Below are 20002 nucleotides of genomic sequence, written 5' to 3' on the forward strand. Positions count from 1 at the left end.
TCGGCAGGGCGAGCGGGAGCCCGGAGGCCGCGCCCGCCTCGCAGCAGGGGATGCGCCGGCAGAACCTGGCGGTGGTGATCGGCGCGGTCGCCGCGCACGGCCCGCTCTCCCGGGCGGACGTCGCCGGGCACACGGGCCTGACCAGGCCGGCCGTCTCCTCCATGGTCGACGAGCTCATCGGCCGGGGAGCCCTGACCGAGACGGAGACCGCGCCCAGCGGACGCGTCGGCCGCCCCGGCCGGGCACTGGCCCTGAACGACCGGGGCCCCGCAGGCCTCGGCCTGGAGATCGGCGTCACCCACCTCGCCGCCTGCGTCGTGGACCTGCGCGGCGAACCCCGGGTGTGGCGCCGGGTCGAGCGGGCCAACGCGGGCCGGCCGGCCGGGCGGGTCCTGGCGGAGGCCGCCGCACTGGGCGCCGAGGCGGAGTCGGAGGCCGCCGCCCTCGGCCTGCGCGTCGAGGGCCGTGTCCTGGCCGTGCCGGGGGTGGTGCCCAACGCGCCGGGCGGGCTGGTCGAGAACGCGCCCAACCTCGGCTGGCAGGCGGTCCGCCCCGCCGACCACTGGCCCGGCCCGGAGGCCGTTCCCGAGCCGGAGAACGAGGCCAACCTGGGGGCGCTCGCCGAGCAGTGGCACCGGGGGAACCCCGCCGAGACCTTCGTGCACGTCTCCGCCGAGGCCGGAATCGGGGCCGCACTGGTCATCGGCGGGCAGCTGTTCCGGGGCGCCCGCGGCTTCGCCGGCGAACTGGGCCACCTGCCCGTCCACCCGGAGGGCCCCCGCTGCGCTTGCGGGGCACGCGGCTGCCTGGAGCAGTACGCGGGCCGGGCCGCCGTGCTGCGCGAGGCCGGGCTCGGTTCCGCCGGCGATCCGGTGACCCTGCTGGCCGAGCGGGCGGCCGCCGGGGACGCGCGGGCCCTGGGCGCCCTGGACCGGGCGGGACGGGCCCTCGGCCTCGCCCTCGCCTCGGCGGTGAACCTGATCGACCCGGACGCGCTCGTCCTGGGCGGAGCCTACGCGGAACTCGCCGACTGGCTCCTCCCGCCGGTCCGCGCCGAACTGGCCGCCCGGATCACCGTCCGTCCCTGGGCCCCGGAAGCGGTACGCCCCTCCGCCCTGGGGCGGCGCGGGCCGGTGCTGGGCGCGGCATGGTCGACCGTACGGCGCATCATCGCCGATCCCACCCGCCTGCCCCTGGGCTGAGGGCGTCCCGTCCCCCCGGAGGGGAGACGGGACGGTCAGCCGTCGATGGCCCGGAGCGGACGGAGTCCGTCGAGGGTGCGCTCGGCGAAGCCTGTGGGCCGTTCGCAGACCGAGGGGGCCTCGCCGACGACGGCGACGTCCTGGTGGCCCAGCGCCGCCAGATGCTCGACGCACAACGCGCCGGTCGCCTCGAAGCCGAGCCCGACGCAGGTCAGCCCCGAGGTGTGGGCGGGCAGCCCGATCAGCTCGGACGGACGGCCGGCAACGCGCGGCAGCGGAGGCCGTTCGTCGTCCGGCGGCCGCCGTCGCCGGGGGAGCCGGGCGGGTGTCCGGCCGGCAGCTCGGTCAGGGGCCGCCCACGGTCTCCTCGGCCGTCCGCCCGGCAGCAGCCGCCCGCCCCCGCCCCAGGCGCTCACACTGCCCGGATCCGCTCCCCGGGCCGCGCGCTCCGGTCGCCGACGGCAAAGGGGGATCCGGAGTCACCGAAGAGCCCTCCACCGCCCGCGGAGCCCAGCCGCGGGGTTCACAGTCCCTGTGCCAGGCGGTAGTACGCCTGGCTCCAGCGGAGTTCACGCCGGAACCGCTTCGGGGTGGTGGTCCCGTCGATGAGGACGAGTTCCATGCGGAGCATCTCCGCCAGGTCGTCGAGGTGGTCGGAGGTGAGGGCGGTGCTGAGGACGGTGTGGTGCGGCCCTCCGGCCGTCAGCCAGGATTCCGTGGAGGTCCGCAGGTCGGGGTGGGGCCGCCAGACCGCGCGGGCGACGGGCAGGGCGGGCAGCGGCCGGGGCGGTGCCACCACGTCGATGTCGTTCGCGATCAGACGGAACCGGTCGCCGAGGTCGGCGAGGCCCACCACCACGCCCGGCCCGGGGGCCGCGTCGAAGACCAGGCGCACCGGGTCCTCCCGCCCGCCGATGCCGAGGGGGTGGACCTCGCACCTGGGCCGGTCGGCCGCGATGGTGGGGCAGACTTCCAGCATGTGCGCCCCGAGGATGAGTTGGTCGCCGGGCGTCATGTCGTAGGTGTAGTCCTCCATGAAGGAGGTGCCGCCCGGGAGCCCGGCGGCGGCCGCCTTGAGGGCGCGCAGCAGGGTGGCGGTCTTCCAGTCGCCCTCGCCCCCGAAGCCGTAGCCCTGGGCCATGAGCCGCTGGACCGCGAGGCCGGGCAGCTGGCGCAGGCCTCCCAGGTCCTCGAAGTTGGTGGTGAAGGCGCCGAAGCCGCCCGCTTCGAGGAAGGTGCGCAGACCGGCTTCGATGCGGGCCGCGTAACGCAGCGCGTCGTGCCGTTCTCCTCCCGGCCGCAGTTCCGGCGCCAGGTGGTACAGGTCCGCGTACTCCTTGACGAGGGAGGTCACGTCGGTCTCGTCCGCGCCGTCGACGACCTCCACCAGGTCGTTGACCCCGTAGGTGTTGACGGAGACGCCGAAGCGCAGCTGGGCCTCGACCTTGTCGCCCTCGGTGACGGCGACGTCGCGCATGTTGTCGCCGAACCGGGCGACCTTGAGGGTGGCCAGTTCGGTCCGCGCGGCGGCGGCCCGCGCCCAGACCGCGACGCGTGCGGTCGTCACCGGATCGCTGACGTGCCCGGCCACGGTCTTGCGGGGTACGCCGAGACGGGCCTGGACGTGCCCGAACTCCCGGTCCCCGTGCGCGGCTTGGTTGAGGTTCATGAAATCCATGTCGATGGTGTCCCAGGGCAGGGCCACGTTCGACTGGGTGTGGAGGTGCAGCAGCGGCTTGCGCAGCGCGTCCAGTCCGGCGATCCACATCTTGGCCGGCGAGAAGGTGTGCATCCAGGCGATCAGGCCGACGCACCGGTCGTCGGCGTTCGCGTCGAGACACGTCCGGCGGATGGCGTCGGCACCGGTCAGCACCGCCTTCCAAACGACTCGGGCGGGAATGCCGGGGACGCCGGCCAGGGTGGTGGCGATCCGCCGTGACTGTTCGGCGACCTGCTTCAGGGTCTCCTCCCCGTACAGGCCTTGGCTGCCGGTGAGGAACCAGATTTCCTGGGCGGGAGACGTTCGGCTGGGCACATGGACTCCTGGAGGTGACGTCCCGCCACGGGGGTGGGGGCGGCGGGCGCGCGGGGAAGTGGTGACGGACAGCGGGGCGAGGGGTCAGCCCCCGGTGCGGGCCGCGTCGCGGATGCTCCTCAGCCGGTGCAGCATGCCGCCGGTGCCGAAGTGGTCGTGCAGGAGCCGGTATTCGGCGAAGAGGGCGTCGTAGGCGTCGGCCCGTGAGGCGTCGGGCGTGTAGACGGCGGGCCGCCGGCGGCCCATGGCGGCGGTGGCCGTGCGTACGTCCGCGTGGGCGCCGGCGGCCACGGCGGCGTGGATGGCCGACCCCAGGGCGGGTCCCTGGCCGGACGCGGCGAGGGAGACGGGGCGGCGCAGCACGTCGGAGTAGATCTGCATCAGCAGTTCGTTCCTGGCCAGTCCGCCGGCGACGATGAACTCGCGCACCGGTACCCCGCCCGCCTCCAGCGCCTCCACGATGACGCGGGTGCCGAACGCGGTCGCCTCGAGCAGCGCCCGGTAGACGTCCTCGGGGCGGGTCGCGAGGGTGAGGCCCACGACGACCCCGGAGAGGTGGTGGTCGACGAGGACCGAACGGTTGCCGTTCAGCCAGTCGAGGGCGACCAGTCCGTGGGCGCCGACCGGCTGCCCGGCGGCCTTCCGGGTCAGCAGGGTGTGCAGGTCCTCGCCGCGGTCGGCGGCCTCGGCGAGGTACTCCGCGGGGACGCCCTGGTCCAGTACCCAGGCGAAGACGTCGCCGACGGCGCTCTGGCCGGCCTCGTAGCCGTAGGTCCCCTCGACGATCCCGCCGTTGACGACACCGCAGATGCCGGGGACGTCGGCGAGGACGGGGGCGTTCACGACGTGGCAGGTGGAGGTGCCCATGATGGCGAGCAGTTGCCCGTCCTCGACGGCCCGGGCCGCCGCCGCGGTGACATGGGCGTCGACGTTGCCCGCGGCCACGGCGATGCCGGGAGGCAGCCCCGTCCACGCCGCCGCCTCCGTGCTCAGCGAGCCCACTCGGGAGCCCAGCGCGGAGAGGGGGAATTCGAGGCGGGTGCGCGCGAAGTCGGCGAACCGGGGGTTCAGCGCGGCCAGGTACTCCTCGCTCGGGTAGGCGCCGTCCTGGTGGATGCCCTTGTACCCGGCCGTGCAGGCGTTGCGGGACTCGGTTCCGGTGAGCTGCCACACGATCCAGTCGGCGGCCTCGATCCACCGCGCGCAGGTGTCGTAGACGAGAGGATCCTCCTCCAGGACCTGGAGGGCCTTCGCGAACTGCCACTCGGCGGAGATCCTCCCGCCGTAGCGGGCGATCCACTTCTCCCCGCGGGCGTGGGCGAGTTCGTTGATCCGGTCGGCGTACGGCTGGGCCGCGTGGTGCTTCCACAGCTTGGGCCACGCGTGGGGCCGTACGGCGAGCCCGGTCTCGGCGAGGGGCGTTCCGTCGGCCAGCGCGGGCAGCACGGTGCACGCGGTGAAGTCGGTGGCGATGCCGATCACCGCGGCGGGATCCACCCCGGCCGCCGCCACCGCCTCCGGGACGGCGCGGCACAGCACGTCCCGCCAGTCCTGCGGGTGTTGCAGGGCCCAGTCCGGAGGCAGCGGCGCGCCGCCGTGCGGCAGGTGCCGGTCGATGACCCCGTGCCGGTAGGCGTGGACCGCCGCGGCCAGCTCCTGACCGTCGCGGACCCGCACCACCACGGCGCGGCCCGACAGCGTGCCGAAGTCGACGCCGACCGTGTACTGCTCCGGTTCCTCGGGACTCGGGGTGGGCGCGGGGGGATGGGGTGACGTCAAGGGAGTGCCTTTCGATGGGGTCGGAGGGCAGCGGGCGGCCCGGCGGACGCGGTTGCCCGACCGCGATCACGGCAGTCGGCCCGCGTGATCGGCGGTCCCCGCAGTGTGAGCGCTAACAATGCCGTGAGGCAAGGGGTCCGGGCGGTCGTGTGCGAGCTTCGTCGGTGTGGCGGCCTGCGCGCGCGCCGGACGGGCGAGTCGATCTGCCCGGCGGTGCTGCGGGTTGCGGCATGCCCAGGGCAGCGGGTCGGACGGTATCGCGGAAAGCCGGAGCCCGTCCTGTGGCCGAGCCGGGATGGTCACGGACAGGTAACGCACGCAAGGGGCTTGAGAACGTGACTTGTTAGCGCTCACAATGCGACGGCGCCCCCTTCCCAGGTGACCCCCTCTCCTGCCGATCCCCTCCCCTCCCCACCCCACCCCGGCCATTCCGGCCGTCGTGTGCCGCCGCCTCCTCCGTGCACCCCGAAAGGACCCCCGACATGGCTCGCAGAACAGCCCTCGCCCTCGCCGCCGCCCTCCTCGCCTCCTCGGCGTTGACCGCCTGCTCCACCGAGAACCCCGGCTCCGCCTCCGCCCCGGGGGCCAAGAAGGGCTCCGGCGGCGCCATCACGCTCGGCTTCGCCCAGGTCGGAGCCGAGAGCGGCTGGCGCACCGCCAACACCAAGTCGGTCCAGGAGGCGGCGAAGAAGGCCGGGATCGACCTCAAGTTCTCCGACGCCCAGCAGAAGCAGGAGAACCAGATCAAGGCGATCCGCAACTTCATCCAGCAGAAGGTCGACGTCATCGCCTTCTCGCCGGTCGTGGAGTCCGGCTGGGACACCGTGCTGAAGGAGGCCAAGGACGCGGGCATCCCGGTCATCCTCACCGACCGCGCCGTGGACACCAAGGACACCACCCTCTACAAGACCTTCCTGGGCTCGGACTTCGTCAAGGAGGGCAAGTCCGCGGGGGAGTGGCTGACCGGCGCGTACGCGAACGAGCAGGGCCCGGTCAACATCGTCGAGCTCCAGGGCACCACGGGCTCCGCACCCGCCAACGACCGCAAGGCCGGCTTCGCCGACGTCATCCGCGCCGACGGCAAGTTCAAGATCGTCGCCTCGCAGTCGGGCGACTTCACCCGTGCCAAGGGCAAGGAGGTCATGCAGGCGTTCCTGAAGTCCGAGAAGGACATCGACGTCCTCTACGCCCACAACGACGACATGGCCCTCGGCGCCATCCAGGCGATCGAGGAGTCCGGCAAGAAGCCCGGGACGGACATCAAGGTGATCTCGGTCGACGGCATCAAGGACGCCTTCGTCGCGATGACCGAGGGCAAGATCAACGTCGTGGTGGAGTGCAACCCGCTGCTCGGCGACCAGCTGATGGAGCTCGCCAAGAAGGTCGCGGCGGGCGAGGAGGTGCCGCCCCGCGTCGAGACCGAGGAAGGCGTCTTCCCGCAGGACAAGGCCGCGGCCGCGCTGCCGTCCCGGAAGTACTGACGCGGCACGACCGGTGACGGAGGAGGCCGGACCCGGTGTCTCCTCCACTCCCCGGAGCCCGCTCCACCACCCCACCCACGAGAGGAGGGCGGATGGCATCCCCGTCCACCCCGCGGCCCGCGGACCCCGGCGGCCCGCCGCCGGTCCTGGAAGCCCAGGGCATTCGCAAGCAGTTCCCGGGGGTGCTCGCCCTCGACGGAGTCGCCCTGCGGCTCTTCCCCGGTGAGGTGCACGCCCTGATGGGCGAGAACGGCGCCGGCAAGTCCACGTTGATCAAGGTGCTCACCGGGGTCCACCCCGCCGACGGCGGCACCGTCCTCGTCGACGGCCGGCCCCACACGTTCGGGGACCCCCTCCAGGCGCAGCAGGCCGGCATCAGCACCGTCTACCAGGAGGTCAACCTCTGCCCGAACATCTCGGTCGCCGAGAACATCCTCATCGGGCGCGAACCGCGCCGGTTCGGCCTCGTCCACTGGTCCGCGATGCGCCGGCGGGCGGCGGAACTGCTGACGGAACTGGACCTCGACCTCGACGTCACCGGTCTGCTCGGTTCGCACTCCCTGGCGGTGCAGCAACTGGTCGCCATCGTCCGGGCGGTGGACGTCTCGGCGAAGGTGCTCGTCCTGGACGAACCCACCTCCAGCCTGGACCGGGAGGAGGTCGCCCAGCTCTTCACCCTGGTACGGCGCCTGCGCGACCGCGGTGTGGCCATCCTGTTCGTCACGCACTTCCTCGACCAGGTCTTCGACCTCTGCGACCGCGTCACCATCCTGCGCAACGGCCGCCTGGAAGGCGAGTACCCCATCGGTGAACTCACCCCGGTGACACTGGTGCAACGCATGATCGGCGGCGAACTGGCCACCCTCGACCGGCTGTCCGACCGCGCCCACGAGACGGCGGCCGAACGGGCGGCCGGCGAACCCTTCCTCCGGGCGCGCCGGCTGAGCCGCACGGGCTCGATCGAACCGTACGACCTCGACATCCATGCCGGTGAGGTCATCGGTCTGGCCGGCCTCCTGGGCTCGGGCCGCACCGAGGTGGCCCGTCTCCTGTTCGGCGCGGACAGCGCGGACGCCGGGGACGTGAGCATCGAGGGCGAGAAGGTGCTCCTGCGCACGCCCCGCCACGCCATCGTCCGGGGCATCGCCTTCTGCTCCGAGAACCGCAAGTCCGAGGGGCTGGTGGGCGAGCTCACGGTCCGCGAGAACATCGTCCTCGCCCTGCAGGCGGCCCGCGGCTGGACCAGGCCGCTGGCCCGTGCCACACAGGACGAACTGGCGCGGAACTGGATCACGGCCCTGGACATCCGCCCCGCCGACCCGGAGGCGCAGGTACGCCACCTCAGCGGAGGCAACCAGCAGAAGGTCCTCCTCGCGCGGTGGCTGCTGACCGACCCCCGGCTCCTGATCCTCGACGAACCCACCCGGGGCATCGACATCGGGGCCAAGGCGGAGATCCAGAAGCTCGTGGCCCGCCTGGCGGGCGAGGGCACCGCCGTGCTGTTCATCTCGGCGGAACTGGAAGAGGTCCTGCGCCTGAGCCACCGCATCGCCGTGCTCCGCGACCACCGCATGGTGGCCACCCTCAGGAACGACGACACCGTCACACCCGAGCGCATCCTCACGACCATCGCCACCGGAGCGGACTCATGACCCCCCAGCCCGGCACGTCCGGGGCGGCCGGCGCGATCCGGAGACGACTGGCCGGCCACCGCCTGCTGTGGCCGACGCTCGTCCTCCTCGCCCTGCTCCTCGGCAACCTCGCCTTCCACCACGACTTCTTCTCCGTCCGCGTACGCGACGGCCACCTCTACGGCAGCCTCGTCGACATCCTCCAGTTCGGCGCGCCCCTCACCCTGGTGGCACTCGGGATGACCCTCGTCATCGCCACCCGCGGCATCGACCTCTCGGTCGGGTCCACCGTCGCCATCGCCGCGGCCGTGGCCTGCGCGCACATCTCCACCGCCGCGCGTCCCGGCAGCGTCGCCACCATGCTCACGGCCGTCGCCCTCGCCCTCGGCGTCGCCCTCGTGCTGGGCCTCGCCAACGGCTTCCTGGTGTCCGGGCTGGGGGTGCAGCCCATCGTGGCCACCCTCATCCTCATGGTCGCGGGCCGCGGCGTCGCCCAGCTGATCACCGACGGCCAGATCATCACGGTGAGCAGCGGCCCGTACAAGATGATCGGAGGCGGCTACTGGCTGACCCTCCCCTTCGCCGTCCTCCTGGCCGCGGCCCTCGTCGCGCTCACCGCCTTCGTCACCCGGCGCACCGCCCTCGGCATGCTGATCGAGTCCGTGGGCGGCAACCCCGCCGCCAGCCGCCTGGTCGGCATCCGCGCCGGCGGCCTGCTCGCCCTGGTCTACGTCTTCAGCGCGCTGTGCGCCGCCGTCGCCGGACTGATGATCAGTTCCAACGTCTCCAGTGCCGACGGCAACAACGCCGGCCTGTGGATCGAACTCGACGCGATCCTCGCCGTCGTCGTCGGCGGCACCGCCCTGACCGGAGGACGCTTCTCACTCGGCGGCACCGTCCTGGGCGCCCTGATCATCCAGACCCTGTCCACCACCGTCTACACCCTCGGCGTCCCGCCCGAGACCACCCTCGTCTTCAAGGCCTTCGTCGTCATCGTCGTCTGTCTCGTGCAGTCCCCCGTCTTCCGGGCCAAGGCCCTGCGCCGCCGCGGGACGCGCACCCCCCGATCGCACACCACGGCGGGCGCCGCCCCGCAGCAGCAGGAGGTACGCGCATGAGTACCGGCATCGCGGCCGCCGCCGCGCAGCTGACCCGCCCCTTCGCGACGGTGTCCCCGCGCACCCGCACCCGTATCCCGCTGATCGTCACGGCCGTCCTGCTGGCGGGCATGTTCAGCATCGGATCGGTGCGCTACGAGGGCTTCCTCTCCGCACAAGTCGTACTGAACCTGCTGATCGACAACGGATTCCTCCTGGTCGTCGCGGTCGGGGCGACCTTCGTCATCCTCACCGGCGGCATCGATCTGTCCGTCGGCTCCATGGTGGCCCTGTCGACCATGCTCACCGCATGGCTGGTCGAGTCGCACGGCTGGCCCCTGGCCACCGTCATTCCCCCGGTCCTGCTGGTCGGCGCCGCGAGCGGGACGCTCATGGGCTGGATCATCCACACCTTCGAGATCCAGCCGTTCATCGTGACCCTGGCCGGCATGTTCCTCGCCCGCGGCCTCTGCTACACCATCAGCACCGAATCGATCACGATCAGCGACCCCGCCACGGCGGCCATCGCGCAGACCCGGCTGTACGGCCCGGGAGGACTCTTCGTCTCCATCCCGGTCGTCATCGCCCTGGCCGTGCTGGCGACCGCCTTCGTCGTACTGCACCACACCCGCTTCGGCCGCAACGTGTACGCGCTGGGCGGCAACGAGTCCTCCGCGCGCCTGATGGGTCTTCCGGTGGGCTCCACCAAGATCGCCGTATACGCCGTCAGCGGCTTGTGCTCGGCCCTCGGCGGCCTGCTGCTGACCTTCTACATGCTCTCCGGCTACGCCCTCCACGCCATGGGCATGGAACTCGACGCGATCGCCGCCACCGTGATCGGCGGCACGCTGCTGACCGGAGGCTCCGGCTTCGTCCTGGGCACCGCCCTCGGCGTGCTCGTCCTCGGCATGATCCAGACGGTCGTCAACTTCCAGGGCACGCTCAGCTCCTGGTGGACCCGGATCGTCATCGGTGCCCTGCTGCTCGTGTTCATCGTGCTGCAACGGCTGATGAGCGGGCGCCGCCCCGCCGCCGACTGATCCCCCGCCCCCTTCCGCCCGTACGTCCCGTGCCGACGCGTTCGGGTGCCGCGACCCCGGCCCGCCGCGCGGCCCCTCCGACGGACCGACTCCCAGGGAACACCGCCGTGACCAACGCATCCGAACCCGCCGGCCGCACCACCGGGACCCCGCGGACCGCCCCCGGTCCGCGGACGGGCCGCCCCCCGCGCACGGACGGTGAGGGAACGGGGGAGAGATGGCGGTTCGGCTTCCCCGGCCGGGCCCGCGCGGAGGTCCACACGCGCGGCGCCCGCCTCCATTCCCTCACCGTGCCGGACCGCTGGGGCCACCCGGCCGATGTGGTGCTCGCCGCCCTCGACCCCGCCGCCTTCGAGGGCTCCGCACGCTACTTCGGTGCGACGGTGGGCCGTTACGCCAACCGCATCGCGGGCGGCCGGCTCGTCGTCGACGGGGTCACCCACCGGCTCGCCACCCAGGAGAACGGGCACACCCTGCACGGCGGTCCCGACGGGTTCGACCAGCGCGTGTGGCGGTGCGAACCCTTCCACTCCGCGCACTGCACAGGTGTCCGGCTGTTCCTGCACAGCCCCGACGGCGACCAGGGGTTTCCCGGAGCCCTGGACGTCCGCGTGACCTACGCGCTGGACCGCCAGGACAGCCTGACCGTGTCCTACCGGGCGGTCGCCGACGCGCCGACGATCGTCAACCTCACCAACCACGCCTACTGGAACCTCGAAGGAGAGGGGCGCGGCAACGTCCTCTCCCACCACCTCCAGGTGGACGCCCCCCTCTACACCCCCGTGGACGCCGAGCTGATCCCCGACGGCCCGCACCGCCCGGTCAGCGGCACCCCGTTCGACCTCCGCCGCCCCCGGCGGCTCTCCGACGCCCTGACCCGTACGGATCCGCAACTGGCCCTCGCCGGCGGCGGCTTCGACCACAACTGGGTCCTCGACGGCGCCCGGCGGGCCCGCCCCCGGAGGGCCGCCGTGCTGTACGCGCCCGCATCCGGCCGGCGCATGGAAGTGCGCACCACGGAACCGGGCATCCAGGTCTACACCGCCCAGGGCCTGACCGGTGACATCACGGGCAAGGGGGGCAGGCCGTACCGCGCCTACGCGGGCGTCGCGCTGGAAACGCAGCACTTCCCCGACTCCCCGAACCGCCCCGACTACCCGACGGTCCTGCTGCGCCCGGGCCGGCCGTACCGGTCCACCACGGTCCACGCCTTCACCACCGTCGCCGCCTGACGGTGGGGCCGTACGCGCCCGGGCCCTGCCGTCAAAGTCCCGCCTGGCCCGCGGCCCCCGGCACCGCACCTCGCCGCGTTGTCGGGGCACCCCAGTACGTCCGGTACTCGGGCGCCCCTCCGCCTTGCGATACACGGCACCGGACGCCGCGGACCTGACCGGCGCTCCTTTGACGACAGGGCCTGGCGCGGGGGCCGCCCGTCCCACCGCCCGCGGGGGAGCGGTCCCCCGGGCGGTGGCGGTGGAGGTCATTCCCCGGCGGGAGGGATCCTGCGGGCCGTACTGGCGCGCACGATGAGCTCGGGCGCCACGACCAGGTGCGTCGGCTCGTCCGTCCGGCCCTCGATGTGGTCCAGGAGCAGCCCGATGCTGTCGCGGCCGAGGGAGGCGAAGTCCTGTCGGATCGTCGTCAGCGGGGGCGGGAAGAACTCCGCCTCCGGGATGTCGTCGAAGCCGGCGACCGCCACGTCCTCCGGCGTGCGCAGGCCCGCTTCCCGCAACGCCCGCAGGACTCCGAGGGCCATCTGGTCGTTGGCGACGAACACCGCGGTGAGACCCGGCCCCCGCCCCCGTGACGCCCGCACCCGGCCCGCGAGCTGCTGGCCGGCCTGGTACCCCGACAGCGGGCTCCAGTCGCCGCGCAGCAGGGGCGGCACCTCGGCGCCGGCCTCGCGCAGCGCGTCCTCCCACCCCTGCGTACGGGCCTCGCTCTCCAGCCAGTCGGGCGGGCCCGCGACGTGCCACACGGTGGCGTGGCCCGAGGCGAGGAGATGTTCCGTGATCAGGCGGGCGCCGAGGTTCTGGTCCAGTGACACCCCCGGCAGGTCCAGTGTGTGGCCGCCCTCCACGGTGACCACCGGACACGGTGCCTCCAGTGCCGCCAGGGCCCTCACCGCGTCCCGCTGGGGAGTGACGGCGACGATCCCCTCCACCCCCCACCCGGCGAGGTGCTGCATGGCTTCGGCGAGGGCCGTCCGCGTGGCGGTCCGCAGCGTGACGGCGGAGGTCAGGTAACCCCGCTCCCGGGCCGCCTCCTGGACTCCCGCCAGGGTGCTGGCGGGCCCGTGCAGCGTGGTGTTCACCGCGATGACGCCCAGCGTGTGGGTCCGGCGCGTGGCCAGGGCCCGGGCCGCCGAGTTGCGGCGGTACCCCAGCTGCTCGATGACCCGCGTCACCGCGGCCCGGGTCTTGGCGCTGACGTTCGGGTGGTCGCTGAGCACCCGGGAAACGGTCTGGTGGGACACGCCGGCGACGCGCGCGACGTCCGTCATCGTGGGCGCTCGCGGGACGTCTGGGAGCTGGGTCAACCCTCTTCCTTTCCTCGTCGAGCGGCCTTCCCTCACGGTACCGAACCGGCCGCGGCCCGCACACGTCCCGGACCGATCGGGAGCATGGCGGCACGACATCGATGTTGGCGCTCACATTATGCAGCGATGAGCGGGTTCTGTGGGCAGGAATCTTCTCCTCTCCTCTTGAGCTTTAGGCATGTGAACGCTCACAATTTGAACCGGGGGAGCTGCGCTCGTCACAGCCGCGACGCCTGGCGCGCTTGCTCCGATCGCCCAGCCCATCCACGCGCGACCGCGGTACCCGCCGGACGCCGGCACGGGAACCGGCGCGCATGCCGGAGAGAACGGTGAGAGCGTAGTGAGCGAGACCCTCCTCAAGGACCTCCGTCGCGAGGTCCTCGCGGCCAACCTGCGCATCCCGGAAGCCGGACTCGCCACCCTCACCTGGGGAAACGTCAGCGGAGTGGACCGCGACGCCGGTGTCTTCGTGATCAAGCCGTCCGGGGTCTCGTACGCCGACCTCACCGAGGAGGACCTGGTGGTGGTGGCACTGGAGGACGGGCGGGTGGTCGACGGGCACCTCAGGCCGTCCACCGACACCGAGACCCACCGGTGCCTCTACCAGGCCTTTCCCTCCATCGGCGGCGTCACCCACACGCACTCGGCGCACGCCGTCGCCTTCGCCCAGGCGCGCCGCCCGATCCCCGTGCTCGGCACGACGCACGCCGACACCTTCAACGGGCCCGTTCCCGTGACGGCGGACCTCACCGCCGAGCAGTGCGCGAAGGACTACGAGTACAACACCGGACAGGTGATCGTCGCCCGGCTCGATGGCGATCCCCGCCGGGCCGACGAGGTCCCCGGAGCGCTCGTCTCGCGGCACGGCCCCTTCACCTGGGGCGCCACCGCGAAGGCGGCGCTGGAGAACGCCGTCGTCTGCGAGGCGGTGGCGGAGATGGCGCTGCACACCCTGGCCCTGGGGTCCCGCCTCGGGCACACTTCCGAGCCGCCGGCCCACCTGCTGGCGCGGCACTTCACCCGCAAGCACGGACCGGACGCCTACTACGGCAACACCCCTCCCGCCCCGCGCGCCTGAAGGGGACGGGGCGGGCTGGCCGGGCCGGGTGGTGCCGTGGCTGCGACCACCACCCGGCCCGGAGTCTCAGAAGGCCGCCGCCCCGGACGCGGCGGCGTGTTCGTGCTCGCAGGCGTCGTCGACGCCGTACGTCTCCCACGCGGGGAACTCGTCCCCGGCCGGGGCCGGTTCGTCCGGGCTGAGCAGGCAGGCCTCGAGTGCCGCCCGGAGCGCGTCGGCGCGCAGGCCGGTGCCGATGAAGACCAGCTCCTGGCCCTGGGCGGAGTCCGGGCCGCGGGCCCCCGAGGGCTCGAACCGGGCCACCGCGCCGGCCTGGGACCACAGGCCGGTCACCCGGGGGCGGCTGGCGAGCCAGAAGAACCCCTTGGAGCGCAGGATCCGGCCGAAGGTGCCGCTGTCGAGGCCCTTGGTGACGAACGTCCACAGCCTGCCGGGGTGGAAGGCCGCGTCCGCGCGGAACACCAGCGAGGAGATGCCGTACTCCTCGGTCTCCGGGACGTGGTCCCCGTTGAGCTCCTTGACCCACCCCGGGGCCTGCTGGGCCCGCTCCACGTCGAACAGCCCGGTGCCCAGGACCTGTTCGAGCGCCACGTGGCCGCGTACGGCCGGCACCAGCCGGGCCTCGGGATTGAGCCGGGCGAGGGTGGCGCGCAGCCGGGCGGCGTCGTCCGGTCCGACCAGGTCGAGCTTGTTGAGGACGATGACGTCCGCGAACTCGACCTGGTCCATGAGCAGATCGCTCACGGTCCGCTCGTCGTCCTCGTACGGGGCGAGACCGCGCGCCACGAGTTCGTCCCCGCCGGCGAGTTCCAGGAGGAAGTTGGCGGCGTCGACGACGGTGACCATGGTGTCGAGGCGGGCGAGGTCGCCGAGGGTGGCGCCGTCGTCCCGCGGGAAGGAGAAGGTGGCGGCCACCGGCATGGGCTCGGAGATGCCGCTGGACTCGATGAGCAGGTAGTCGAACCGGCCTTCGCGTGCCAGCCGGTCGACTTCCTCGAGCAGGTCGTCGCGCAGGGTGCAGCAGATGCACCCGTTGGTCATCTCGACCAGCCGCTCCTCGGTGCGCGAGAGTGCCGCCTCGCCGCCGCGCACGAGCGCGGCGTCGATGTTCACCTCGCTCATGTCGTTGACGATGACCGCGACCCGCAGGCCTTCGCGGTTGCCGAGGACATGGTTGAGCAGGGTGGTCTTCCCGGCGCCGAGGAAGCCGGACAGGACCGTCACCGGCAGGCGGTCGCAAGGGGCCACGGTGTCAGCCTTCGGGGTGGACGAGGCCGCGCTCGTACGCCTTCACCAAGCGTTGCGGGACCTGGTGGACGATCCCGTCGACGGTGACCGGCACGAGCTGGGGCGTGGTCGCCTTCCACTGGGCGCGGCGGTGACGGGTGTTGCTGCGGGACATCTTCCGCTTGGGGACGGCCATGGTGGGGCTCCTCGGTCTCGGTTACACCGGGACGCTATATGAAAATGGATCCCATTACCAAATTCGGGAGGCGCGTACGCGTGCGGCGCCGCCGGGGCTGCGGGCCCCCGTCGGAGTGCCGCACGCGTACGGACGTGGAGGCCCGCTACCAGGAGGACTTGGTCACTCCGGGCAGGAAGCCGGCGTGGGCCTGCTGCCGGACCCGCACGCGGGAGAGTCCGAACTTGCGCAGGTGGCCGCGGGGGCGGCCGTCCACGCTGTCGCGGTTGCGGACGCGCGTGGCACTGGCGTCGCGCGGCTGGCGGCGCAGCTCCGCGAGGGCGGCCTCGCGTTCGGCCGTGGTGGAGGACGTGCGGCGGATGACCTCCTTGAGCTCGGCGCGCCGGGGGGCGTACCGCTCGACGGTCTCCTTGCGCTTCTCGTTCCGTGCGATCTTGCTCTTCTTCGCCATCAGATCTTGCCTCCCCGGGCGCGGATCCGGGCCACGGCGGCCTCGATGCCGATCGCGTCCACGGTCTTGATCGCCTTGGCGCTGAGCGTCAGGCGGACGTGGCGCCCCTCGCCGGCGAGCCAGTACCGCTTGTGCTGGATGTTGGGGTCGAAGCGGCGCGAGGAGCGCCGGTGCGAGTGGGAAATGGTGTTGCCGAAACCGGGCTTGGCGCCGGTCAGCTGGCAGTGGGCGGACATGGTTCTGCTCCTTCTCCGGGTGGTCCCCTTGTTGATAATGGAAACCATTGTCATATACTAGCGGCACGAACGCGGCGGGATCCGCCCGGTCACCGGGCTCCGCTCTCTTGCGGACGGCGCGTTCGCCCGCGTCACCCGCGAGAACCGGCCGCCGCGCCGCCTTCCGCGAAGGGCGCCGACTCCGCGCCCCCCGCCCCAGCATCGAAAGGCCCCCTGCCATGAAGCCCGGGATCCACCCCGCCTACGGGCCCGTCGTCTTCCGCGACTCCGCCTCCGGCACCGCTTTCCTCACCCGCTCCACGATGACCAGCGACAAGACCGTCGACTGGGAGGACGGCCACACCTACCCCGTCGTGGACGTGGAGATCTCCTCCGCGAGCCACCCCTTCTACACCGGCACCGCGCGGGTGCTCGACACCGCCGGCCGCGTCGAACGGTTCGAGCGCCGCTACGGGGCCCGCTGATGGCCCGCGGCCAGCAGCTTCCCGTCGTACTCGTCGCGGGCCTCCACGCCGAGGCCCGCACGGAGGTCGTCGAACGCCTGCTGCGGAGCGTCCCGGGCAGCGTGGCGCTGCACCACGACCTGGCGGCGGCACCGGACGGCACCGTGCTCCGCCTGGTGCGGGACGCCTCGGGCGTCCTGTCCCGGGCGGAGACGCCCCTGGTCAACGACTGCGCCTGCTGCGCGCTGCGCGAGGACCTGGTACCCGAGCTGGAGCGCATGGCGGACGACGGCCTGACCCGGCTCGCCGTGGTCGAGCTGTGGGACTCGGTCGAACCGAAGGCCATGGCGGAGGTCATCGCCGGGCACGGCGGCGAACGGCTGGCCGTGACGGGCGTGATCACCGCGGTGGACCCCGCGCTCGTCCTGCCCTGCCTCGCCAACGGCGACGACCTCGCCGAGGCCGGACTCGCCGCGGCCCCCACCGACCAGCGGACCGTCGGCGACACCTGGGCCCGCCAGCTGGAGTACGCGTCCGTCCTCGCCGTCGTCGACAGTGACGATGCCGATGACGAGGACCACGCCCTGCTCGCACAACTGCACCCCACCGCCCGCCGCGTCCCGGCCGCGTCGGCCGATCTCGCGCGGGCCGCCTTCGCCGGTTTCGACGTCGAGGCCGCGGCGGCCGCACAGCACCCCGCCTGTGCGCTCCTGCCCCAGGACGCCGACGAGGCCGGTGTCACCACGTTCGTCTGGCACCGCCGCAGGCCCTTCCACCCGGAACGCCTCTACCGGGCGCTCGAGGACCTGTGCTGCGCCGCCGCCCGCAGCCGCGGCCGGTTCTGGCTCGCCGATCGCCCGGACACCCTGCTCGCCTGGGACGCGGCCGGCGGAGCGCTGTGCGTGGAGAGCGCCGGGCCGTGGCTGGCGTCACTGCCCGACGCGGCCTGGGAGATGGTCCCGCCCGTGCGCCGGGCGGCGGCCGCACTCGACTGGCACCCCGACCACGGCGACTGCTGCCAGCACCTCGTGTTCACCTCGCCCGGCCTCGACCGGGACGGGCTCGAACGGCTCCTGGACTCCTGCCTCCTGACGGACGCGGAGTACGAGGCCGGGCGCGAGGGCTGGAAGCGCCTGCCCGCCGCCTTCGACTCCCTCCTCGACGCCGCCTGACCCGTACGCCCTGACCGCGGCCGCCCGAGGCCGCAGCCGAAACGTCCAGAACAAGGAGACACCGCCATGGCCCGAACCCCCCAGCCCCGCAAGCCCCTGAAGTCCCGCCCCAACCCGCTCGACGCGGCCGGGATCACCTCCATCGACTACAAGGACACCGACCTGCTGCGGAAGTTCATCTCCGATCGGGGGAAGATCCGCAGCCGGCGCGTCACCCGGGTCACGGCCCAGCAGCAGCGAACCCTCGCCGCCGCCGTCAAGAACGCACGGGAGATGGCCCTGCTGCCCTACGCCGGCCGCTGAACCGCCGCGCCCGCCGGGGAGGAGGCGAAGGCGGGCGACGGCGCGGCCCCCGCCGCGGGGAGCGGCATCTCGAAGTGGACGGTGCCGAAGCCTCCGTGTTCCCCGGTGGTGCGGGCGTCGAAGACCTCGGTGGCCATGCTGCGCCAGAAGTGTTCCGCGCCGGGGATGTCCACGTTGGTGTGCAGGTAGACGCGTTCGTAGCCGGGTACGGCCGCGGCGAACGCGCAAGCGGTGTGCACCATGGCGCGGGCGAGCCCGTGCCGCCGGTGGTCGGGCGCACGTACACGCGCAGCAGCTGCGCGGTCCGCCCCGAGGGGTAGCGCTCGGCGAGGGCGCGCGGGTGCGGCGGATGGGCGGGGCCGCGCGAATGGAGTGCGGTGGTGCCGACCACCTCGCCGTCGTCGCGTGCGGCCACGACGAGGGTGTGACGGGGATGCCGCAGGTAGGTGCCGTCCAGGTCGACGACGTCGGAGTGCCAGTCCGGCACGTACCCGTAGCCGAACTCCCGGTAGAAGGTGTCCAGCATGACGCTCCGGGCGCCGGGCAGGTCCTCGGCCTTCGCCTGCCGCACCGTGTACGGGCCGACCCTCTGATCCCGCGTCAGCACTTTCATCGCACTCCGCCTCTCGTGTTCCGGGGGCCGCAGGCTAGCGGAAAACTCATCTATTGGAAATGAAAACGATTTCTTATAACGTCTGCGTCGCACAGAGCCGACGCAGTCTGGGAGGAAGTCCTGTGGGACATCTGCTGGTGATCGAAAGCTGGGTGGGGTCGATGAGCAGGCTGCTGCCCAGGGCCATCCGAGAGGACGGGCACGAGTTCACCTTCGTGACCCGCGACCTGCACCACTACCTGCGCGCGCACCCCGCGGGGGACGGGCCGCATCCGCTGCTCACGGCCCGCAACGTCATCACGGCGGACACCAACGACACGGCCGCGCTCCTGGAGCGGGTGGAGGGCCTGCACGCCGTCCTCGGCTTCGACGGGGTGGTCTCCTCGTGCGACTACTACCTGCCCGCCGTCGCGCACACCGCCCGCCGGCTCGGCCTGCCCGGGCCCTCCCCGGAGGCCGTCGAGGCGGCCTGCCGCAAGGACCTGACGCGCCGTGTGCTCGCCGGCGCCGGGGTGGCCGGGCCCCGGTTCGCGCTCTGCGAGGGGGTGGGGGAGACGGCCGCCGCCGCCCGCGAGATCGGGTACCCGCTCGTGGTCAAACCGGTGGACCTGTGTGCGGGCATGCTGGTCCGCGCGGTCGGCGACGAGCGCGAACTGGAGCACGCCTGCCAGGCCCTCGCCGAGTTCCCGGTCAACGCGCGCGGCCAGGACCGCGCGCCGGTCATCCTGCTCGAGGAACTGCTGCACGGGCCCGAAGTCAGCGTCGAGACCGTGTCCTCCGGCGGCACCACGCACGTCGTGGGCATCACCGACAAGAGCGTCGGAGGGGCGCCCGCCTTCATCGAGACCGGCCACATGTTCCCGGCGGGCATCGACGCGGCCACGGCGTCGGAGGCCGCCGGGACCGCGCTGGCGGCGGTCAAGGCCCTGGGCCTGGACCAGGTGGTCTGCCACACCGAGATCAAACTGACGCCCGACGGACCCCGGCTGGTCGAGGTCAACCCCCGCCCCGCCGGCAACCGCATCACCGAACTCGTCCGGCACGTCACGGGCGTCGACCTCGCCGCCGCATGCGTCGACGTCGCCCTGGGGCGCACGCCCGACCTGACGCCGCGCCCCACCGGCGTACGCAGCGCCGCCATCTCCTTCCTGCTCCCCGGCACCGACGGCGTCCTCGCGGGCATCGAGGGCGCGCAGGCCGTACGTGCCCGGCCCGAGGTGCTGGAGCTCAGCCTCGCCGAACCGGGGCGCACCGTGCGGGCCGCCACCAGCAACAACGAGTACCTCGGCCACGTCATGACCGCCGACACCGAGGGCGGCGGCGCCCGCGCGGCCGCAGAGCGGCTCCTCGCCGGCCTGCACCCCTGTTACGAGCCCTCCCCGGCGGTGCCCGCGTGACCCTGTCCTCCCCGCCCGCACCCCGGACCGGAGCGGTGCCGCCCGGTGGCCGCCCGCAGGCCGACCCCGCCGTCCGTACCGT

At 73.0% G+C, this 20002-nt stretch carries 18 protein-coding genes and 2 pseudogenes; 11 read left to right on the top strand and 9 right to left on the bottom strand.

Features of this window, described 5'->3' with window-relative positions:
• Positions 1-50 precede the first annotated feature (50 nt).
• Complete coding sequence (locus tag ACFY7H_RS02700; protein ID WP_388932271.1) at positions 51-1202, top strand: ROK family protein; 1152 nt, start codon at positions 51-53, stop codon at positions 1200-1202.
• A 59-nt stretch (positions 1203-1261) separates the two neighbouring features.
• Here ACFY7H_RS02700 and ACFY7H_RS02705 read toward each other — a convergent pair.
• The 3 genes and pseudogenes from ACFY7H_RS02705 to araB form a co-directional block, all read right to left on the bottom strand.
• Positions 1262-1495: pseudogene (locus ACFY7H_RS02705) on the bottom strand (LacI family transcriptional regulator); the annotation flags it as partial.
• 230 nt (positions 1496-1725) lie between these two features.
• A complete protein-coding gene (araA, locus tag ACFY7H_RS02710) occupies positions 1726-3237 on the bottom strand; it encodes an L-arabinose isomerase (protein ID WP_388932015.1) in 1512 nt (503 codons plus the stop codon).
• Positions 3238-3321: 84 nt separating this feature from the next.
• Positions 3322-5016, bottom strand: a complete 1695-nt coding sequence (gene araB, locus ACFY7H_RS02715) for a ribulokinase (RefSeq protein ID WP_388932018.1) — start codon at positions 5014-5016, stop codon at positions 3322-3324.
• A 482-nt stretch (positions 5017-5498) separates the two neighbouring features.
• Here araB and ACFY7H_RS02720 point away from each other — a divergent pair, with 482 nt between their 5' ends.
• The 5 genes from ACFY7H_RS02720 to ACFY7H_RS02740 all read left to right on the top strand — a co-directional run bounded on the left by ACFY7H_RS02720 (position 5499) and on the right by ACFY7H_RS02740 (position 11497).
• Positions 5499-6497 (top strand): ABC transporter substrate-binding protein, encoded by a 999-nt coding sequence (locus ACFY7H_RS02720; protein WP_388932021.1) that lies wholly within the window; start codon positions 5499-5501, stop codon positions 6495-6497.
• A gap of 92 nt (positions 6498-6589) precedes the next feature.
• Complete coding sequence (locus ACFY7H_RS02725) at positions 6590-8149, top strand: sugar ABC transporter ATP-binding protein (protein WP_388932023.1); 1560 nt, start codon at positions 6590-6592, stop codon at positions 8147-8149.
• Positions 8146-9246: an ABC transporter permease gene (locus ACFY7H_RS02730; protein ID WP_388932027.1), complete on the top strand. Its 1101-nt coding sequence runs from the start codon at positions 8146-8148 to the stop codon at positions 9244-9246. Before ACFY7H_RS02725 ends, ACFY7H_RS02730 begins: the two co-directional genes overlap by 4 nt.
• The gene (yjfF, locus tag ACFY7H_RS02735; RefSeq protein WP_388932031.1) at positions 9243-10265 is read left to right on the top strand and encodes a galactofuranose ABC transporter, permease protein YjfF; all 1023 of its coding nucleotides are present in this window, start codon (positions 9243-9245) and stop codon (positions 10263-10265) included. The genes ACFY7H_RS02730 and yjfF overlap by 4 nt, the downstream gene beginning before the upstream one ends.
• A 107-nt stretch (positions 10266-10372) precedes the next feature.
• Complete coding sequence (locus ACFY7H_RS02740) at positions 10373-11497, top strand: aldose epimerase family protein (protein ID WP_388932034.1); 1125 nt, start codon at positions 10373-10375, stop codon at positions 11495-11497.
• A gap of 248 nt (positions 11498-11745) precedes the next feature.
• Here ACFY7H_RS02740 and ACFY7H_RS02745 read toward each other — a convergent pair whose 3' ends face one another.
• Positions 11746-12768, bottom strand: coding sequence for a LacI family DNA-binding transcriptional regulator (locus ACFY7H_RS02745; RefSeq protein WP_388932274.1), 1023 nt, complete (start codon positions 12766-12768; stop codon positions 11746-11748).
• Between the two features lie 376 nt (positions 12769-13144).
• Here ACFY7H_RS02745 and araD point away from each other — a divergent pair, with 376 nt between their 5' ends.
• Positions 13145-13882 (top strand): L-ribulose-5-phosphate 4-epimerase AraD, encoded by a 738-nt coding sequence (gene araD, locus ACFY7H_RS02750; protein WP_388932038.1) that lies wholly within the window; start codon positions 13145-13147, stop codon positions 13880-13882.
• Between the two features lie 66 nt (positions 13883-13948).
• Here the strand turns inward: araD and ACFY7H_RS02755 are convergent, their stop codons facing one another.
• From ACFY7H_RS02755 to rpmB, 4 genes are all read right to left on the bottom strand, one after another.
• Positions 13949-15130 carry a GTP-binding protein gene (locus ACFY7H_RS02755; protein WP_388932041.1) on the bottom strand — a complete coding sequence of 394 codons (1182 nt, stop codon included), beginning with the start codon at positions 15128-15130 and terminating at the stop codon, positions 13949-13951.
• Positions 15131-15134: 4 nt separating this feature from the next.
• Entirely contained in the window at positions 15135-15305 is a 171-nt protein-coding gene (gene rpmF / locus ACFY7H_RS02760) for a 50S ribosomal protein L32 (RefSeq protein ID WP_388932043.1), read from the bottom strand.
• Between the two features lie 145 nt (positions 15306-15450).
• Positions 15451-15756 (bottom strand): 30S ribosomal protein S14, encoded by a 306-nt coding sequence (rpsN, locus tag ACFY7H_RS02765; RefSeq protein WP_388932046.1) that lies wholly within the window; start codon positions 15754-15756, stop codon positions 15451-15453.
• Positions 15756-15992 (bottom strand): 50S ribosomal protein L28, encoded by a 237-nt coding sequence (gene rpmB, locus ACFY7H_RS02770; RefSeq protein WP_388932049.1) that lies wholly within the window; start codon positions 15990-15992, stop codon positions 15756-15758. The genes rpsN and rpmB overlap by 1 nt, the downstream gene beginning before the upstream one ends.
• Before the next feature lie 218 nt (positions 15993-16210).
• Here rpmB and ACFY7H_RS02775 point away from each other — a divergent pair, with 218 nt between their 5' ends.
• The 3 genes from ACFY7H_RS02775 (at position 16211) to rpsR (ending at position 17910) form a co-directional block, all read left to right on the top strand.
• The gene (locus tag ACFY7H_RS02775; RefSeq protein WP_384532069.1) at positions 16211-16456 is read left to right on the top strand and encodes a type B 50S ribosomal protein L31; all 246 of its coding nucleotides are present in this window, start codon (positions 16211-16213) and stop codon (positions 16454-16456) included.
• Positions 16456-17607 (top strand): CobW family GTP-binding protein, encoded by a 1152-nt coding sequence (locus ACFY7H_RS02780; protein WP_388932054.1) that lies wholly within the window; start codon positions 16456-16458, stop codon positions 17605-17607. The genes ACFY7H_RS02775 and ACFY7H_RS02780 overlap by 1 nt, the downstream gene beginning before the upstream one ends.
• Positions 17608-17673: 66 nt before the next feature.
• A complete protein-coding gene (gene rpsR / locus ACFY7H_RS02785) occupies positions 17674-17910 on the top strand; it encodes a 30S ribosomal protein S18 (RefSeq protein ID WP_388932057.1) in 237 nt (78 codons plus the stop codon).
• On the opposite strand, the pseudogene ACFY7H_RS02790 reads toward rpsR, so the two are convergent.
• Positions 17895-18523 (bottom strand): annotated as a pseudogene (locus tag ACFY7H_RS02790) (GNAT family N-acetyltransferase). The gene rpsR and the pseudogene ACFY7H_RS02790 sit on opposite strands and share 16 nt — an antisense overlap.
• Positions 18524-18645: 122 nt before the next feature.
• Between ACFY7H_RS02790 and ACFY7H_RS02795 the strand changes: the two are divergent.
• Complete coding sequence (locus ACFY7H_RS02795; RefSeq protein WP_388932060.1) at positions 18646-19920, top strand: ATP-grasp domain-containing protein; 1275 nt, start codon at positions 18646-18648, stop codon at positions 19918-19920.
• The last annotated feature ends 82 nt before the right edge of the window (positions 19921-20002 follow it).

Origin of the sequence: Streptomyces sp. NPDC012794, from assembly GCF_042901085.1 — a bacterium.
GTDB lineage: Bacteria > Actinomycetota > Actinomycetes > Streptomycetales > Streptomycetaceae > Streptomyces.

Excerpts from the sequence above, each read along its gene's own strand:
- ACFY7H_RS02700 (WP_388932271.1), top strand. The coding sequence starts at position 51 with ATGCGCCGGCAGAACCTGGCGGTGGTGATCGGCGCGGTCGCCGCGCAC.
- ACFY7H_RS02720 (WP_388932021.1), top strand. The coding sequence starts at position 5,499 with ATGGCTCGCAGAACAGCCCTCGCCCTCGCCGCCGCCCTCCTCGCCTCC.
- ACFY7H_RS02725 (WP_388932023.1), top strand. The coding sequence starts at position 6,590 with ATGGCATCCCCGTCCACCCCGCGGCCCGCGGACCCCGGCGGCCCGCCG.
- ACFY7H_RS02730 (WP_388932027.1), top strand. The coding sequence starts at position 8,146 with ATGACCCCCCAGCCCGGCACGTCCGGGGCGGCCGGCGCGATCCGGAGA.
- yjfF (WP_388932031.1), top strand. The coding sequence starts at position 9,243 with ATGAGTACCGGCATCGCGGCCGCCGCCGCGCAGCTGACCCGCCCCTTC.
- ACFY7H_RS02745 (WP_388932274.1), bottom strand. The coding sequence starts at position 12,768 with ATGACGGACGTCGCGCGCGTCGCCGGCGTGTCCCACCAGACCGTTTCC.
- rpmF (WP_388932043.1), bottom strand. The coding sequence starts at position 15,305 with ATGGCCGTCCCCAAGCGGAAGATGTCCCGCAGCAACACCCGTCACCGC.
- rpsN (WP_388932046.1), bottom strand. The coding sequence starts at position 15,756 with ATGGCGAAGAAGAGCAAGATCGCACGGAACGAGAAGCGCAAGGAGACC.
- rpmB (WP_388932049.1), bottom strand. The coding sequence starts at position 15,992 with ATGTCCGCCCACTGCCAGCTGACCGGCGCCAAGCCCGGTTTCGGCAAC.
- ACFY7H_RS02775 (WP_384532069.1), top strand. The coding sequence starts at position 16,211 with ATGAAGCCCGGGATCCACCCCGCCTACGGGCCCGTCGTCTTCCGCGAC.
- ACFY7H_RS02780 (WP_388932054.1), top strand. The coding sequence starts at position 16,456 with ATGGCCCGCGGCCAGCAGCTTCCCGTCGTACTCGTCGCGGGCCTCCAC.
- rpsR (WP_388932057.1), top strand. The coding sequence starts at position 17,674 with ATGGCCCGAACCCCCCAGCCCCGCAAGCCCCTGAAGTCCCGCCCCAAC.